Source organism: Halostagnicola sp. A-GB9-2 (genome assembly GCF_030068615.1).
In the GTDB taxonomy this organism is placed as follows: domain Archaea; phylum Halobacteriota; class Halobacteria; order Halobacteriales; family Natrialbaceae; genus Halostagnicola.
In genome coordinates this window covers 348,314-363,588 of record NZ_JASJOC010000001.1, presented here as the reverse complement: position 1 = coordinate 363,588, position 15,275 = coordinate 348,314, and the positions used below count along the sequence as shown (strand labels likewise).

The 15,275-nt window shown below is 61.3% G+C and carries 15 protein-coding genes; 7 read left to right on the top strand and 8 right to left on the bottom strand.

The features are described from left to right. Nucleotides 1–8: 8 nt before the first annotated feature. Nucleotides 9–1,799: an acyl-CoA carboxylase subunit beta gene (locus tag QNM96_RS01840; RefSeq protein WP_283834302.1), complete on the bottom strand. Its 1,791-nt coding sequence runs from the start codon at nt 1,797–1,799 to the stop codon at nt 9–11. A 533-nt stretch (nt 1,800–2,332) separates the two neighbouring features. Between QNM96_RS01840 and QNM96_RS01835 the strand changes: the two genes are divergently transcribed. Further along, complete coding sequence (locus QNM96_RS01835; RefSeq protein WP_283834301.1) at nt 2,333–3,529, top strand: hypothetical protein; 1,197 nt, start codon at nt 2,333–2,335, stop codon at nt 3,527–3,529. A gap of 33 nt (nt 3,530–3,562) precedes the next feature. Continuing rightward, on the top strand, nt 3,563–3,835 hold the full coding sequence (locus QNM96_RS01830) for a hypothetical protein (protein ID WP_283834300.1): 273 nt from the start codon (nt 3,563–3,565) through the stop codon (nt 3,833–3,835). Between the two features lie 128 nt (nt 3,836–3,963). On the opposite strand, the gene QNM96_RS01825 is transcribed toward QNM96_RS01830, so the two are convergent. From QNM96_RS01825 to QNM96_RS01810, 4 genes are all read right to left on the bottom strand, one after another. After that, nucleotides 3,964–4,884: a class 1 fructose-bisphosphatase gene (locus QNM96_RS01825; RefSeq protein ID WP_283834974.1), complete on the bottom strand. Its 921-nt coding sequence runs from the start codon at nt 4,882–4,884 to the stop codon at nt 3,964–3,966. A gap of 23 nt (nt 4,885–4,907) precedes the next feature. Then, a complete protein-coding gene (locus QNM96_RS01820) occupies nt 4,908–5,696 on the bottom strand; it encodes a class I fructose-bisphosphate aldolase (protein ID WP_283834299.1) in 789 nt (262 codons plus the stop codon). A gap of 509 nt (nt 5,697–6,205) precedes the next feature. Further along, on the bottom strand, nt 6,206–6,481 hold the full coding sequence (locus QNM96_RS01815; RefSeq protein ID WP_283834298.1) for a helix-turn-helix transcriptional regulator: 276 nt from the start codon (nt 6,479–6,481) through the stop codon (nt 6,206–6,208). 229 nt (nt 6,482–6,710) lie between these two features. Then, nucleotides 6,711–7,559, bottom strand: a complete 849-nt coding sequence (locus QNM96_RS01810) for a DUF3267 domain-containing protein (protein ID WP_283834297.1) — start codon at nt 7,557–7,559, stop codon at nt 6,711–6,713. 216 nt (nt 7,560–7,775) lie between these two features. On the opposite strand from QNM96_RS01810, the gene QNM96_RS01805 reads away from it, so the two are divergent. Both QNM96_RS01805 and QNM96_RS01800 read left to right on the top strand, forming a co-directional pair. Next, nucleotides 7,776–8,072: a hypothetical protein gene (locus QNM96_RS01805; RefSeq protein ID WP_283834296.1), complete on the top strand. Its 297-nt coding sequence runs from the start codon at nt 7,776–7,778 to the stop codon at nt 8,070–8,072. 138 nt (nt 8,073–8,210) lie between these two features. Then, nucleotides 8,211–9,632, top strand: a complete 1,422-nt coding sequence (locus QNM96_RS01800) for a heme o synthase (protein ID WP_283834295.1) — start codon at nt 8,211–8,213, stop codon at nt 9,630–9,632. Between the two features lie 75 nt (nt 9,633–9,707). Here the strand turns inward: QNM96_RS01800 and QNM96_RS01795 are convergent, their stop codons facing one another. Next, on the bottom strand, nt 9,708–10,709 hold the full coding sequence (locus tag QNM96_RS01795) for an aldo/keto reductase (RefSeq protein WP_283834294.1): 1,002 nt from the start codon (nt 10,707–10,709) through the stop codon (nt 9,708–9,710). Nucleotides 10,710–10,851: 142 nt separating this feature from the next. Then, the gene (locus QNM96_RS01790) at nt 10,852–11,808 is read right to left on the bottom strand and encodes a TIGR03557 family F420-dependent LLM class oxidoreductase (RefSeq protein ID WP_283834293.1); all 957 of its coding nucleotides are present in this window, start codon (nt 11,806–11,808) and stop codon (nt 10,852–10,854) included. Nucleotides 11,809–11,956: 148 nt separating this feature from the next. Here QNM96_RS01790 and QNM96_RS01785 point away from each other — a divergent pair, with 148 nt between their 5' ends. The 3 genes from QNM96_RS01785 (at nt 11,957) to QNM96_RS01775 (ending at nt 15,001) form a co-directional block, all read left to right on the top strand. Then, a complete protein-coding gene (locus QNM96_RS01785) occupies nt 11,957–13,102 on the top strand; it encodes a GAF domain-containing sensor histidine kinase (RefSeq protein WP_283834292.1) in 1,146 nt (381 codons plus the stop codon). A gap of 109 nt (nt 13,103–13,211) precedes the next feature. Next, nucleotides 13,212–14,231, top strand: a complete 1,020-nt coding sequence (locus QNM96_RS01780; protein ID WP_283834291.1) for an ABC transporter ATP-binding protein — start codon at nt 13,212–13,214, stop codon at nt 14,229–14,231. Continuing rightward, entirely contained in the window at nt 14,228–15,001 is a 774-nt protein-coding gene (locus tag QNM96_RS01775) for an ABC transporter permease (RefSeq protein ID WP_283834290.1), read from the top strand. The genes QNM96_RS01780 and QNM96_RS01775 overlap by 4 nt, the downstream gene beginning before the upstream one ends. Before the next feature lie 55 nt (nt 15,002–15,056). On the opposite strand, the gene QNM96_RS01770 is transcribed toward QNM96_RS01775, so the two are convergent. Continuing rightward, complete coding sequence (locus tag QNM96_RS01770; RefSeq protein WP_283834289.1) at nt 15,057–15,221, bottom strand: hypothetical protein; 165 nt, start codon at nt 15,219–15,221, stop codon at nt 15,057–15,059. Nucleotides 15,222–15,275: the final 54 nt, after the last annotated feature.

Below are 15,275 nucleotides of genomic sequence, written 5' to 3'. Positions count from 1 at the left end.
ATCCCCGCTTAGAGAATCGTACCGTGTTTCTTGCTCGGAAGGGATTTTTCGATGTCGGCGTAGAACTCGAACCTGTTCTCGAGTTCCTCGCGGAGCGTACTCGGCGGAACGATTTCGTCGATGACGACCTCGCTCGCCATCCGATGGATGTCGATATCCTCCCGGTACGCTTCCCGAAGCTCCCGTTCGAGTTCCTCTCGCTCGTCGGGGTCGTCAACTTCCGAGAGCTTCCGGGCGTAAACCGCGTTGATCGCCGCTTCGGGGCCCATGATCGCGATTTCGCCGGAAGGGAGCCCGATGACACTCTCGGGATCGTAGGCTGGTCCGCCCATCGCGTAGATCCCTGCGCCGTAGGCTTTCCGGACGACGACCGTCTGTTGTGGAACCGTCGCCGAGGAGGTCGCGTAGATCATCTTCTTGCCCTTCTCGAGGATCGCGTCCTTCTCGACTTGCGAACCGGCCATGAATCCCGGCGTGTCACAGAGATAGAGGAGAGGGACGTTGAACGCGTCCGCCTTCCAGATGAACTCCGCCGCCTTCTCCGCGGCGTCCGGGAAGATCGCCCCCGCCCGGTGGGCCGGTTGGTTGGCGACGATACCGATCGGCCGGCCGTCGATTCGGGCGAACGCCGTGACGATCTCCTCGCCGTAATCGGGGCGCAGTTCGAAGAGCGAGCTCGCGTCGACGAGGCGCTCGATGAGATCGGTCATGTCGTAGCCCTTGTTCGGATGCTGGGGAACGACCGCGTCGATTCCCTTCGGCGAGGAGACCGGTTCCGTTCCCTCCACTTGCGGCGGCGACTCATCAGCGTTGTCCGGCAGGTACGTGATCAACTGGGCAACGAGCTCTCGAGCGTGTTCCTCGTCTCGAGCGACGAGGTCGGCAGAGCCCGATTCCCTCGCGTGAACGGCGGGGCCGCCCAGCTCCTGCATGTCGATCTCCTCGCCGGTGACCATCTGGACCATCCGCGGCGAGGCGATGGCCATCGCGGACATTCCCTCGACCATGACGGTGAAGTCGGCGAAGACGGGCGTGTAGGCCGCGCCGGCGATACACGGGCCGTAGAGGACGCATATTTGGGGAACTCGACCCGATAGCATCGAATGATTGTAGTAGTACTTTCCGATCCCCTCGCGGTTCGCGAAGAACCCGGTCTGCTGGTCAATCCGCCCGCCCGAGGAATCCATCAGGTACAACACCGGTTGGCCGGTTTTCAGCGCCCGCTGTTGCATTCGGAGGAACTTCTCGACGCCCTTTCCGGCCATACTCCCCCGTTTGACGGTGTAGTCGTTGGCCATGACGTGGACGTCCCGATTTTCGAACGTTGCCGCGCCCGTAATGAGCCCGTCCGCCGGTAACCGGTCGCCCGCTTCCGCCGAACCGTCGGTGTCCGTCTCGTCGGCCGCCGCTCCGTCGGGGTGCCAGTCGTCGAAGGCCGCGAACTTGCCGTCTTCGAACAGGAACTCGTTCCCGTCTCCAGAAAACCAGAGCTCGAGTCGATCTCGAACGAACAGCTTCCCCGCTTCGGATAGCTGATCTCTGTACTTCGTTGGCCCTCCCTCGAGGATATCCTCGATTTCGGCCCAGAGCTTTCGTTCGCGTTCGGTCGGCTCGAGTTGCGCTGTCCGTCCGCGCCGATTCGACTCCGATTTAGGGGCCGAATCGACCTCCTGAACTGCGGTCGGTTCCGTTTCATCGCCGACGTACACTTCGATATCGGCACCGATGTGTTCGGCCAGTGCCGTGGCGATAGCCGACGCTTCTTCGCTACTTGCCCCGTCGGCGATACGAACGTCCATGGCAAATTCTGCGAGAGATGACTAAAAACCGTTTTCCCTTTTCACGACACGAATCTGTGGGAAATATAGTGACATCCTCGAATTAGCAGAGAAGTAGGTCGATATCGTCGCTCGAGTTGAGGTCCGGAAGGGGGTCGTTTCGAAGACCGGTGAACGCGGCGGGCACACCTCGATTGGGAACGATCCGTCGCGGGCGCGACTCGAGCAAGCGAGGTCGTTCGGTGAACGTGAGTCCCGAAGTGGGGGGAAGACGGCATTTCGGGAGCGCTGGAGGGACTTGTCCCCATGGTCACCAACATGGAGACATGTATCATGAACCGTGAGTCGACAGTACTCTTCGCGTTAAACTACCCAGGGTTTATATTGAAGAGTGCTAGTGACAGTTTCTCGAGTGTCATCGTTCGGCACAACGCCTTTTGAAACGGACGGCATGTGCAGGCAGAAGGTGTATTGATATTTTCGTGGTTAGTACGGACACGCATCGTCGCCGTAGCTATCCGTATTCGCCGGAAGACCGCAATCCGTTAGGTTACATGTCGGAGAAAGATACCGAGAACGTCGTCCACCGTCTTTCGACGCTTCGAGAGCGCTTGCACGCCGGAATGGACCGCCGAGAATTCATTCGCACGCTCGTGAGCGCCGGCTACGCAGTTGGAATGGCACACCTCCTCGGCGTCGAAGACTTCCTCGCGACCGACGACGGCGACGTGCCAATCGTTACTGCGCTGGTCAGAGAGGATATCGACGACCCCTATTCGCTCGAGGAACGCACGAGGACGGTTCCGGCGGAGTGGTACGCCGCCGTGGAAAAAGCGTTCGAGGTGAACGACGTTCTCGCCGAATCGAGATTGATGGGGTACCTCGGCAGTGCGGTTGTTCCCGGTGACTATCGAAGCGGGACAGCGTCGGTTTCGATCGGTGTAACGGGCGATTCCAGTCTGGTTCGAGACGTACTCGGAACGGTTGCGGACGGTATCGGTCTCGATATCGAGCGATTCGACGACGATGAAGGGATCGATAGCATCGGAGATATCGAGAGCGGACCTGATACCGGAGAACGCCAACCTCGACTCGCCAGTGACGTGACCGGCGGAACCGTCCCCGGCGGCGTCGCCTGCGAAACCTCCTCGAGCATGGCGACGCTCGGGCCTGCGCTATACGATCCGAACTCGGAAACGGAGTTCTTCGTCACGGCAGAGCATGCGTTCGAAGTCAACGGAGACATCACCGGAGAGGGACTCAGGCTTCCGACAGAAACCGAGGAGTCGTTCGACCTGGGGACGGTGCGCTACGATCACCCAGTCGAAGACCTCGTCGCAGTCGAACCAGCCGGTCAACTCGATCCGATCAATCAAATCGACACGTCGTCGCCGTTCTCCGTCCGCGGCCAGTACACTCGCTGGGGCCTGGCCGACTTACTCGCTCGAGGGGAACCTCTCGAGAAAGTCGGAGCCATGACGGGCCACACGACCGGAAAAATTCAGGGGATCGATGCGGTAACGTGTTTTACTGACGATTTCTGCCGACATGGGCAGATTCGATGGGGCGGTGAAATGGACCTGATTGACGGCGATAGCGGCTCGGTCAGCTACCATCCAGATCCGCAGGATCCGGACGAAAGCGTGCTCATTGCTGGGTTCAACAACGCCCGAACCTGGTGGCCCGGACAGAGCTACGTCTGGGGTGTCTCGGCGTACCAGATGACGAACACCCTCGGCTATCACTTCTGAGATGAATACACTTCCTTCCAACACTCGAAACAGATGACTGAAACCCAATCCGACTCACGATCCGAGGACCGGTCCGACTCACGACCGGAAAAACGAGCCGATTCTCGAGAGGGACTTCGCGGGTTCCTGACCGCAGGAGCGCGTTTTCTCGGCGATATCGTTATTATCACACTCTGGGTTCTCTTTCTCACCCTCCTCTTTCTCTCGACCGGGTGGCCGAACTGGGCGTTCTACGTCCTCCTGTTGCTCGGCGTCGCCGTCTACGTGTCCGTGACTGCTGCGTGGCTCGGCTCGGACGGGTCGTAACCGATCCCCGTCGTCGAATCGACCGACTGAACGGAAAACAGAAACGAAAACGAATCGCAACCCCCTCGAGACCGTTCTTAAACCACTTTTCGGTTGACTCCCGGTACTTCGTTCGAGTCTGGCTCGGTTTACTCGAGGGCGGATTCGAGTCGGTCGATCAGTTCATCGTTGCCGACGTGGACCGGCGTCCGCTCATGGAGCGAACCCGGTTCGATCTCGAGGATGGATCGGTTGCCGTTCGAGGAGCGTCCACCCGCCCGTTCGACGATGTACCCGATGGGGTTCCCCTCGAACTGAAGCCTGAGTTTCCCCCCCGAACGGGACTCGAGACCGGGGTAGGCGAAGACGCCGCCGTAGGTGAGCACCTGATTGACGTCGGCGATCATCGCACCGCCGTAGCGGAGCTTGAGTTCGGTTTCGATCGCGTTGGCGTACTCGCGAAAGTCCGCCGGCCAGTCGGGGACGCGGCCGCCGAACCCGTAGACGACCGGTTCGTCCGGAAGCGTCACGTCTTCGCGAACGATTGTGCGTTCTCCGCCCGTCAGTTCGTACTCCGTGACGCCGGTCTCGTCGGCGACGATCATCGTCGTGATGGGGCCATAGAGCACGTAGCCCGCGGCGATGAGATCCCGTCCGGCGGCCGGAAGCGGGGCTTCGTAGACGCCGAAAACGGTCCCCATGGCATTGTTCGACGAGAGGTTCGACGAGCCGTCGAGAGGATCGACGGCGACCGCGACCGTCGGACTCGATCGGTCTCCACCCTCCGAGCCGCTCGCGCCAGGCGTTGGACCGCAGTCGAGACACGCCTCGCGTTCTTCGCTCGCGTACTCGCCGACAGCCTCGATCGATGCGAGTCGATCAGCGAGCAATTCGTCGGCGTAGACGTCGGCTTCGGCCTGACTCTCGCCGCTGGGGTTTTCTCCCGCCGCTTTGTCGCGGCGACCGACGAGGCCCTGTCGTATTTCGGCTGCCGTTCGAGCGACCGTCGCGGTGATGTCGTCGACGACGGGTTCGAGCTTGACGCCGGAGGGATCGGTTTCGGAGTTCATGCCGGGATCGAAGTTCTGGTCGGTCATTCCTCGAGTGCGGCGTCTGCGGTCTCTTCTTCGTAGATGACTTTCTCGAGTGCGTCGAGCAGCTTCGTCGGGTCCTCGCGTTGCCAGACGTTTCGGCCGACCGCCAGGCCGGTACAGCCGGCGTTGACGGCGGCTTCGACCGTCGAGAGGAACTCGTAATCCGAGGTCTTCGAGCCGCCGCTCATGACGACGTTCATGTCGCCAGCGGCTTTGCAGGCGTGGGCCATGGCTTCGGGACTGCCGGGATACTTGACCTTCGCGATGTCCGCGCCGACCTCAAGGGCGATACGGGTCGCATAAGAGATCGTACTCGGCTTGGTGTCGTTTTTGAGCCCCTGGCCGCGGGGGTACGACCACATGACGACGGGGAGATCGTGTTCGCGGGCGCTTTCTTGTGCGTCTCGGAACTCTTCGAACATCTCTACTTCGTGGTTCGAGCCGCTGTAGACGGTGAATCCGACCGCGTCGGCACCGAGTTCGGCCGCGTAGTCGACCGAGCAGTTGACCGGTGAGTCGGGTTCGCCCATCCAGAGGTTCGAGGTGCCATTTAGCTTCAACAGGAGATTAACGTCGTCCTCGTAGCTCGGGTAGTACCCCTCCGCGATACCCTTTTGGACCGCCATCGCGGTGACGGCGTCGTGTGTTGCGGTCTCGAAAACGGTCGCTGGGTCGAGTTTCTCCGGAACATCCTCGAAGTCGACCGGACCGTGTTCGAGCCCGTGGTCCATCGCGAGAATCAGTGACTTGCCATCGCGGACGATCGGGGAATCGTCGATCGGTATCATCTAACTGGTGGTCCAACAGGCCGCTATAAATCTCTGATGGTCCTCCCGTTCGAAATTATTCTATTTTGTAGTAAATATACACTCAAGAGGTCGATTTCCCCGTTTGAGTGTGACACACGACCCGCCCGTTGAACGCTACTTTGAACCCCGTATAGACGGTTTTATTATCTATAAATGATATATTTATATCAGTGACTATCATGGTAGCGAGACAATAACAAACCCTTTCATATCGGTGTATCCGCGTATGCACAAACCAGTTGTGCGGGGGGAGGCGACATGAAAAGCGTGATCAAAACGGTCCTCTTTCAGCGGTCGGGGACCACAGTCATCGACGAGTGTCGACGATGCGGAACAACGGTGAGTTCGAGCGCTTCGGACTGTCCGGAGTGCGATTGCGGCGAAATCGTGAGCTACAAAATTCAGTGATCATCACGAACCGCACAGGATGAACGCGTCGGAGATTCACCTCAAGACGGGACGTGTTTGCCCCTGAGACGCGCAGTCGATCACTCGAGGCAGGTCCGAACCCACTGATCGTGGTCCTCGAGTCGCTTCGCTCCGGCATCAGTCAACGAATACACGTCATAGAGGCCATCTGTTCGCGTTTCGAGCAGACCTGCGTCGACCAGGGCCGACAGCGTTCCGTAGAACGATTTCGGCTCGATCCGGTCGTCGTAGTGTGACTCGAGTTCGGATTTGAGCTTCTGGCTGCGAAGCTCTCCGTTGGCCGCGAGCAGGTAACAAATGTCTCGACGCCGCCCGCTTTGAAGCCACTTCGTCATGGGTTCAGTCGTCGACGAGGGTGCTCGAACGTTACGGTCTCGAGATCTCGAACGAAGATGATCGACAGCAGTAACGTTCGTCGGTCGCCAGCGGAGTGCATTGTCCGTCACCGGGGCTTGTCCAGCCGTCGAAGCCCGGTTCCTCGGATCATACTGCCGGTTGTAACTATGGAAAGATTCTCACACCCCCGGAGCGACGAGAATTGTGAACGACGTACAGCCGGCAGTATCAGTCGCTTAGTAACCGTCGGGCACCGACGACAATCGACCAGCAGAGTCCGCCAAGAAGCGAAACCGAGACCAGCAGCCGACCGCCGACCTCGAGAATCACAATCTCGCTCGCGGAAACGACATCGTGCCTGAAGAGGAACCAGCGACCGGCGGAGTCGCCGATGAGGACGGTTCCGGTGCCGACCGCCAACGAGAAGAGAACCGCTCCGACGATTCCGGCGGCGACTGCGACGAACGTGGCAACCGCCCCGGCGAAGAAAGCCGACAGAAACTTCGAACCGGGCGTTCGGCGGCTTACGGTTTCGCTCGAGCCGTAAATCCCCATTCCCTGTCCGTCAGGGGACCGATCCGGCATCGGACCGACCCACACGGCCGGCGGAAACTGAACGAGGACGGCGGCCATCCAGAGGTCCCCGATCGAGCCCGCGGCGTTGGCTGCCAGGACGACGACGAGTATCGGCGACGGATAGACGGCCATCGTCAGGACGCCGAGAACGGAGATAACGACGAACGGCGCGAGCAAGATCGCGAGCATCTGGTTTCGAGTGTAGCCGCCGCTCGAGTTCGTGTAGGCGTACGGGACGATGAAGTACGAGACGCCGACGCCGTAGGTGGGCTCCCCGCCGCAGTGGGCCATCAACAGTCCGTGAATCGTCTCGTGGAGTGCGATGACGAGCGCGACCAACACCACGAAGACGACGAGCCAGCCGAGCGTCGCGGGCTGGGACGAAATCGGGAGAACGATCGGCTCGAGTGACTCCCCACGGATCCGCGCGAGAACGTCGGCAAAGAGGTACGCGAACGCAAAAAAGCCGACGCTCGAGACGGCGACCCACTGCAGGGCCACGGCTCTTGTGACCCGGAATGTCTCAAGCGGGCGCACGTGCTCCGTTGAATTCTCGGCTCCCTGCGAAGTCACGACGGGCACTCCCGGGTGAACTGACAAAGTGATGTCGATCCCTCGGAGTGAATCCGACTCGTTCGGCCCGTCCCGGCGACTCGCACTACTCCGATCGTTCGGCGAAACCGATAGCCTTCCGTTCGTCGACGTTCGAGACAGCGTATGACCGACGCCGAACGGACGGAAACGAACGACTCGATCACGGCTACCTACCGCGAAACCGAGACGGAGCGCCTCCTCGAGTTCGTCACTGAACACCCTTCAGCCGGCGGAGGAACGGCGGCGATCGCCCAGAACCGCGAAGGGTACGCCATGTTGAAAGTTCGGCCGACCGCCGACGGCGACGAACTCGAGCGTTACTACGGCTTTGATATGGCCCTGGATCACGTCGGAGAACTGCTCGAGGTTTCGCCCACCGAGCTACCGGTTCCGGATGCGGCGGCCGATATGGGGATGTGACTGGTCGACGGTATCGAATCGGTGGGGAGACTACTCCCTCGACAGAACATGTTCGCCCGAAAGCGCGGTTCGTCGCCCCCGAATGCCCGAAAGCGGGACGCATAAATACACAGAGTCGAATTTCGAGGTAACGATACCGTGGCATCCGACTCCTATCCCTGGCCGATCGGCACGCAGCGACGATTCTCGGCACTGTTAGCGGGGACTGCACTCGGTGTCTACTTACTCCTGATTATCGGAGCCACGACCTCGATTACGAACGCGACGACGGCGTGTTCGACCTGGCCGCTGTGTAGCGCCCCCGTCGATCCGGTGAGCCAGACCGAACTCGCGATCGTGTGGGGCCACCGTCTCACAGCCGTGGTCGTCGGCGCGCTGGCCGCACTGACCGTCTTCGTTGCACTGTTTGGAGCGGCTTCGAGTCGAGTCACGGCTGCTCTGGTCGTCTCGCTGGTGCTGTATACGATCCAGGTCGGCGTAGGTGCCGTTACGGCGACTGTCGGCCCGGCAGCCCTCGCTCCGGGGCTCCACCTCGGACTCGGAATCGCCATCTTCTCGATCATCGTCCTCGCACTCGCGTGGGATCTCGAGTTCGCGACGGGAAGTGAGAACGACGAGATCGAATCGCCGCCGGAACCGGACCCGATCGAGACCGAGCCGGCTCCACAACGACCGCTTCCGACCGGCAGACTCGCACGGGCCCGTCTCACCGCCTTCGCGTACTTCAAAATGATGAAGCCGCGCCTGATGTGGCTGCTCTGTCTCGTCGCCGCGGCGGGGATGGCACTCGCGGCCGGTCCGAACCTCGAGATTTCGACGATCGTCGCGACCCTCGGCGGCGGCGTACTCGCAATCGGCGCGTCTGGCACGTTCAACCACGTTCTAGAGCGCGACATCGATCAGAAGATGTCCCGAACGGCGGATCGCCCCCTTGCTACCGACCTGATTCCGGTCCGGAGAGCCCTGCTCTTCGGCGCGTTCCTGACAGCGGCGTCACTCGGTGTCTTCCTCACGATCAACGCCCTCGCGGCGGCGCTCGGACTCGCGGCGATCCTCTTTTACAGCGTCGTCTACACCCTCCTCTTGAAACCGAACACGGTCCAAAACACCGTTTGGGGAGGCTTGGCCGGCGCGCTCCCGGCGCTCATCGGGTGGGCCGCCGTCACGAACGAAATCGGGATGCCGGCACTCGCACTGGCCGGCGTTATCTTCCTCTGGACGCCCGCCCACTTCTACAACCTCGCGCTCGCCTATCGCGACGACTACGCTCGAGGCGGCTTTCCCATGATGCCCGTCGTCCGCGGCGAGACGGTGACGCGGAAACACATCCTCTACTACATCGCCGCGACGCTCGTCGGAACCGTCGGCCTCGCCTGGATCACCGATCTCGGCGCGTTGTACGCGGCGACCGTCGCGGTCTTCGGCGGGATCTTCCTCTGGGCCGCAGTTAGGCTTCACTTCGAGCAAACCGAAGCCGCGGCGTTTCGTTCGTTCCACGCGTCGAACGCTTTCCTCGGTGCCGTTCTCGTCGCCGTGCTCGTCGACGCGCTCGCGCTGTGAGGTGCGGTTCAGTTCCGTTTGTCCGGCATCCCTGATACCTGATGACTCACTGAGGAGGAAACAGTTGCGCCTGAGTTACGACTCGGCTCCATCTCGAGCGCCGTCGATCCGATCGAACTGTTCATCGGTGAGTTCGACCTCGACCGCACCGACGTTTTCCTCGAGCTGGTCGGGCGTCCGCGCGCCGACGATCGGGACACAGTCGAACTTGGACTGATCCATGAGCCATCGCAGGGAGACCTGTGCCGGGGTGGCATCGACTTCGTCCGACACGTCCTCGACGGCCTCCAAGACGTCCCATGCCTGCTCGGTGGCGTAGTAGTCGTCGAACATGTCATCGAGGCTACCCCGCGAGCCGTCGGGGGCGATGACTGACCCGTCGTCCGCTCGGTCGTACTTGCCGGTGAGGAAGCCGCCGCCGAGTGGTGAGTACGGACAGACAGCGAGGTCCTGATCGGCACAGACCTCGAGGTAGTCCGAGACGGTGTCGTACTGGGCTGCGTTGACCATCGGCTGGGTGACGTCGAAGCGCTCGAGTCCCTCGACGTCGCTGGTCCACAGCGCCTTCGTGAGTTGCCAGGCGGCCATGCTCGAGGCCCCGAGATAGTTGACCTTCCCTTCGCGGACGAGATCAGTCAGCGTCTCGAGGGTCTCTCGGATCGGCGTGTCCTCGTCCCAGCGGTGGATGTAGTAGAGGTCGAGATAGTCGGTCCCCAGGCGGTCGAGAGTTCCCTCGATCTGGGCGCGAATGTGTTTACGTCCGAGCCCCGAGTCGTTCGGACCGGGTTCGCCCCAGCCGTCGAACGGGAAGTAGACCTTCGAGGCGATGACGTAGTCCTCGCGGGAGTGGTTCTCGAGCCACTCGCCGATCCACTCCTCGCTCGTGCCGTCGGGATCGCCGTAGACGTTCGCGGTGTCGATGAAGTTGATCCCGTTGTCCCTGCAGGCGTCGAGCATATCGTGGGCTTCCGAGCGTTCGGTTTCGACCACGCCGCCAGTCTCCCGTCCGAATCGCCAGGTTCCGTAACAGAGCTTTGAGACCGTCGTTCCCGTGTTCCCGAGCGTTGTGTACTCCATATCACCCGGTATGGCGGCGAGCGCTAAAACGGATGGGGGAGCGGAAATGTGCGGGGGCGACCGGTGGTCATCCCGGCTAGCTGGGTCGCCGCCAGTAGCTCGCGCTACGGAAACGAGTTCGCGCTACCGAAACGAGTTCGCACTACTGAAACGACGGCAACACTTCCTCCTCGTAGAACTCGAGAGCCTTCCCCTGTTCCGGGCCGATCTGGTGGACGTAGACGTGGTCGTAGCCGGCGTCGATCGCCTGCTCGATGCTGTCGATGTGGGTTTGGGGATCCGGGTCGGTTACGGTCGATCCTTCGGCGACGTCTTCGCGGTCGACCATCGTCGCCGCCTGCTGGAAGTGCGCTGGCGACGGCAGTTCTTGCCCGAGTTCACCGGGGATGAACCCGTTCGGCCAGAGTTCGTGGACGGTGTCGATCGCCTCGTCTTCGCTGTCGGCGTAACAGCAGTGAAGTTGCGTGTACTTCGGCCCCTCGCCGCCGGCGTCCTCGTAGGCCTCGACGACCTCCCCTTTCGGACCCGAACACCAGAGGCCGTCGCCCTCCTCGCCGGCCATCTTCGCCGTCTGCGGGCCGAACGCGGAGACGACGATCTCCGGAATTTCCTCGGGTATCGTGTAGAGGCGAGCGTTCTCTGCCGTATAGTACTCGCCGTGATGGCTCGTGTTCTCCCCGTCCCAGAGGTCGCGCATCAGGTCCATCGACTCGGAGAGCATCTCGAGGCGAACGTCGTGTTCGGGCCACTTCTCGCCCGTCACGTGCTCGTTTAAGTTTTCTCCCGTTCCGACGCCGAAGGTGAACCGGCCGTCGGCCATGACGTCCGTCGTCGCGACCGCGTGAGCGACGTTGACCGGATGGATTCGGATCGTCGGGCAGGTGACGCCGACACCAATCTCGATCTCGTCGGTCTGGCTCGCGAGTCCCGCAAGAACCGACCAGACGAACGGCGACTCGCCCTGTGCGGAGACCCACGGATGGAAGTGATCGGAGACGGACAGAAAGTCGAAGCCGACCTCCTCCGCGCGGACGCCGTACTCGACGAGTTCGTTCGGGCCGTATTCCTCGCTCGAGAGCGTGAATCCGAGTTCGACCATGACGAGGTGCTATCACGAACGCGCTTCTGATGGTTGGCCCTGCGACGGAAAGGTCGTGCCGCGGAAACCGTTGTTCCCTCGTTCATCTGGTTGATCTCGGGCAGTACTTATAAATGAGTTCTAATCTGTGTACGAATCGTCAAGAAGAATGTCTCATGCATACCCATCTCCCGACGCGGCTCGTTTCGATCTCTACGAGGTCATGAAAACGGATCTCTCGTTCGAAGAGAAAGCCCGACGAGCCCTCGATATCGGTGAAGAGTACCTGAACGTCGATAACGGTCACCTGACGAAAATCGACCCGCAGAGCGACTACTGGAAGGCCATTGTGAGTACGGACCCTCCGGATGGGAGCTTTCCCCCAGGACTCGTTGTCGACCTTCAGACGACGTATTGCCGTCGTACCATCACGCAGAACGACCCAATTGCATTGCATGACGCCCCAAATCAGGGGTGGGACGATGACCCGGCTTTCGAAACCCACGGGTTGAACTGCTACCACGGTACCACGATCAGCATCGACGACGAAGCCTACGGGACGGTCTGTTTCGTTTCGGAGACTTCTCGAGAGGAGCCGTTTACGGCCGAAGAAACCTCGTTCGCCGAACTCATTTCACGAATGATCGAGTACGAACTGAAACACCAGCGCACGGTCGACAAACTCGAGCACGTCGAACAGTTCGCGAGCGTCCTCTCACACGACCTCCGCAATCCTCTCAACGTCGCACAGGGACGAATCGAGCTCGCACGCGAGATTCGCGATAGCGAACACCTGGCAATCGCCTCCGACGGGCTTGACCGAATGGATGACCTTATTTCGGACGTACTCACGATGGCACGTCAGGGAAGGGAGATCGACGAAACGGCGGAGCTGACGCTCCAGCAGTTAGTACAAACCTGTTGGCAGTCGGTCGAAACGCAGAATGCGAACCTTGTCGTTGAGGACGATCTCACTTTCCGTGGGGCTTCCGCCCGCGTTAAACGGCTATTCGAGAATCTCTTTCGTAACGCGGTCGAACACGGGAGCAACGATGTCACCGTCCGTGTCGGTTCCCTCGAGAACGGGACAGGATTCTACGTAGAGGACGATGGACCGGGAATACCACGAGACGTGCGAGACTCGGTGTTCGAAACCGGCTATTCGACGGGAGATGATGGTATCGGAATCGGACTGTCGATCGTCTCTGGGGTTGTGATGGCTCACGAATGGAGCATTAGGCTATTGGAGAGACCTGACGGCGGTGCCCGATTCGAAATCGGTGACGTGATCGTAGCTGGTCAATCACTCGACTGATTCGACCGGTTTTGGTCGAGTGTCGCCATCAAAGGACATCGAGCACCAGCGGAACAAGCAATCGAATCGAATCGAACACCTTACCCGGAACGGGTTGGTATCGCCTCGTATGAACGCCGTAGTCGAGGCGACGGATCTCCACAAGACCTACGGCGAGACCGTCGCCCTCGAGTCGGTTTCGCTGGCGGTCGATGACGGCGAGGTCTTCGCCCTCATCGGACCGAACGGGGCCGGAAAGACGACGCTCGTTCGGGCGCTGACCGGAACAACGGTTCCGAACTCGGGAACCGCACACCTGTTGGACGAGTCGCCGACGGCCGTCGACCGGAGCCGCCTCGGCGTCCTCCCGCAAGAATTCTCTCCGCCCGCTCGACTCACCGCTCAAGAACTGCTCGAGTACTACGCCGGACTCTACGACGAGTCGCGCGATCCGGAGACCGTCCTCGCCGACGTGGGGCTGGTCGAGGCCGGCGACACATGGTACGAAAACCTCTCGGGCGGACAGAAGCGCCGGGTCTGCGTCGGCAGCGCGTTAGTCAACGACCCCGACGTGCTCTTTCTGGACGAACCGACGACAGGGATCGACCCGGCCGGGCGACGGACCGTCTGGCGGCTGATCGAGGATCTCGCGGCGGGTGGAACGACGGTTGTGCTGACCACGCACGACATGGCCGAAGCCGAACGCCTCGCCGACAGAGTCGGCCTGCTCGCCGACGGATCGCTCGTCGCGTCCGGAACGCCGGCCGCGCTCGTGGCAGAACACGGCGGCTCGAGTCGCCTCACCGTCGAACCGACCGCCGAAACTACTCTCGACGAAGTCGCCAGCAGTGGTACCCTCTCCGCCCTCGAGTACGCAGTCGAGTCTCGAGACGGCACCCTCGTTTTCGAGGACGTCTCGCCGGCGGATATCGGCCCTATCGTCGACGTTCTCGAGGACGAAGGGCTCGAGTACACGAGTATCTCGTGGGCCGAACCCGATCTGGAGACGGTATATCTCGAGCTCGCCGACGGTGAGGAACGCGCGCAAACGGATCGGCGGTCGATCGGGGTGGAGCCGGCTCGAGCCGAGGCGTCGACCACGGCCGATTCGACGGGAACGCAGGAAGCGAACCCGGAGGGAAGCCAATGAGCCGACTCGGGCGCGTTCGCGCGCAAACGAGCGCTGGCTGGCGGTCGTTCGTCAGGCGACGAACCGCGGTTTTCTTCACGTTTTTCTTCCCGGTGATCCTGATCGCGATCTTCGGCGCGCTCATCCAGACCGATCCTACCGGTGGCGGGCTGTTCGCCGAACCCGCAGCGTACTACGTTCCCGGTTATCTGGCCGTCGTTGTCCTGTTCACGCCGTTCTCGAGGCTCGGAAGCGAAGTTGCTCGACACCGCGAGGGCAACCGCTTCGAAAAGCTCGCGACGACGCCGGTGACTCGAGGGGAGTGGCTACTTGGACAAACGGTCGTCAACGCCGCTATCATCGCGCTTGCCAGCCTATTGATCCTCGTGCTCGTCGTCGCCCTGACGGGTGCGGAGATCGTGTTCTCTCCGCTGGTCGTGGCCTACATCCTCGTCGGGGTCGTCTGTTTCTGCGGAATCGGGGCTATGCTCGGCAGTTACACCGATTCGCAGGACGGCGCGGTCGCCGCGAGCAACGCGATCGGACTGCCGTTGCTCTTTCTTTCGGAGACGTTCATCGCGCTCGAGCAACTTCCCGGCTGGTTCGAGCCGTTCGTGAACCTCTCGCCGTTGACGTACTTCTCCCGCGGGATTCGTGCGGCGACCTACCCCGACGCCGGGACGCCGGCGGTGTTCGGCGTGGATCCGGCTCTTGCAAACCTCGGAATTCTTGCGGTGCTCGCCGTCGTTACCTTCGTGCTTGGAGCCAGATCGATTCCGCGCACGGATTAAACACGGACGGTTCAGGCGCAAAAAGAGGGGCCCCAACTGTAGCGTGGGAAAGATCTCAACCCCACGTCGTCTCGAGCGCGACGCCGATCGCCACCCCGATTCCTATCCCCAGCGCCAGATCATCCATCACGACGCCGAGTGCGACTCCGAGTGCAACCCCGATGGCGATCCCCGATCCAGTCGTGTTTCGGAGTTCGCTTTCGGTTTTGTCTTCGGCCATATGCGCTTCGTTGACCTTCCCACTGAATAAGCGTATCTTCTGCTGAGGCACATA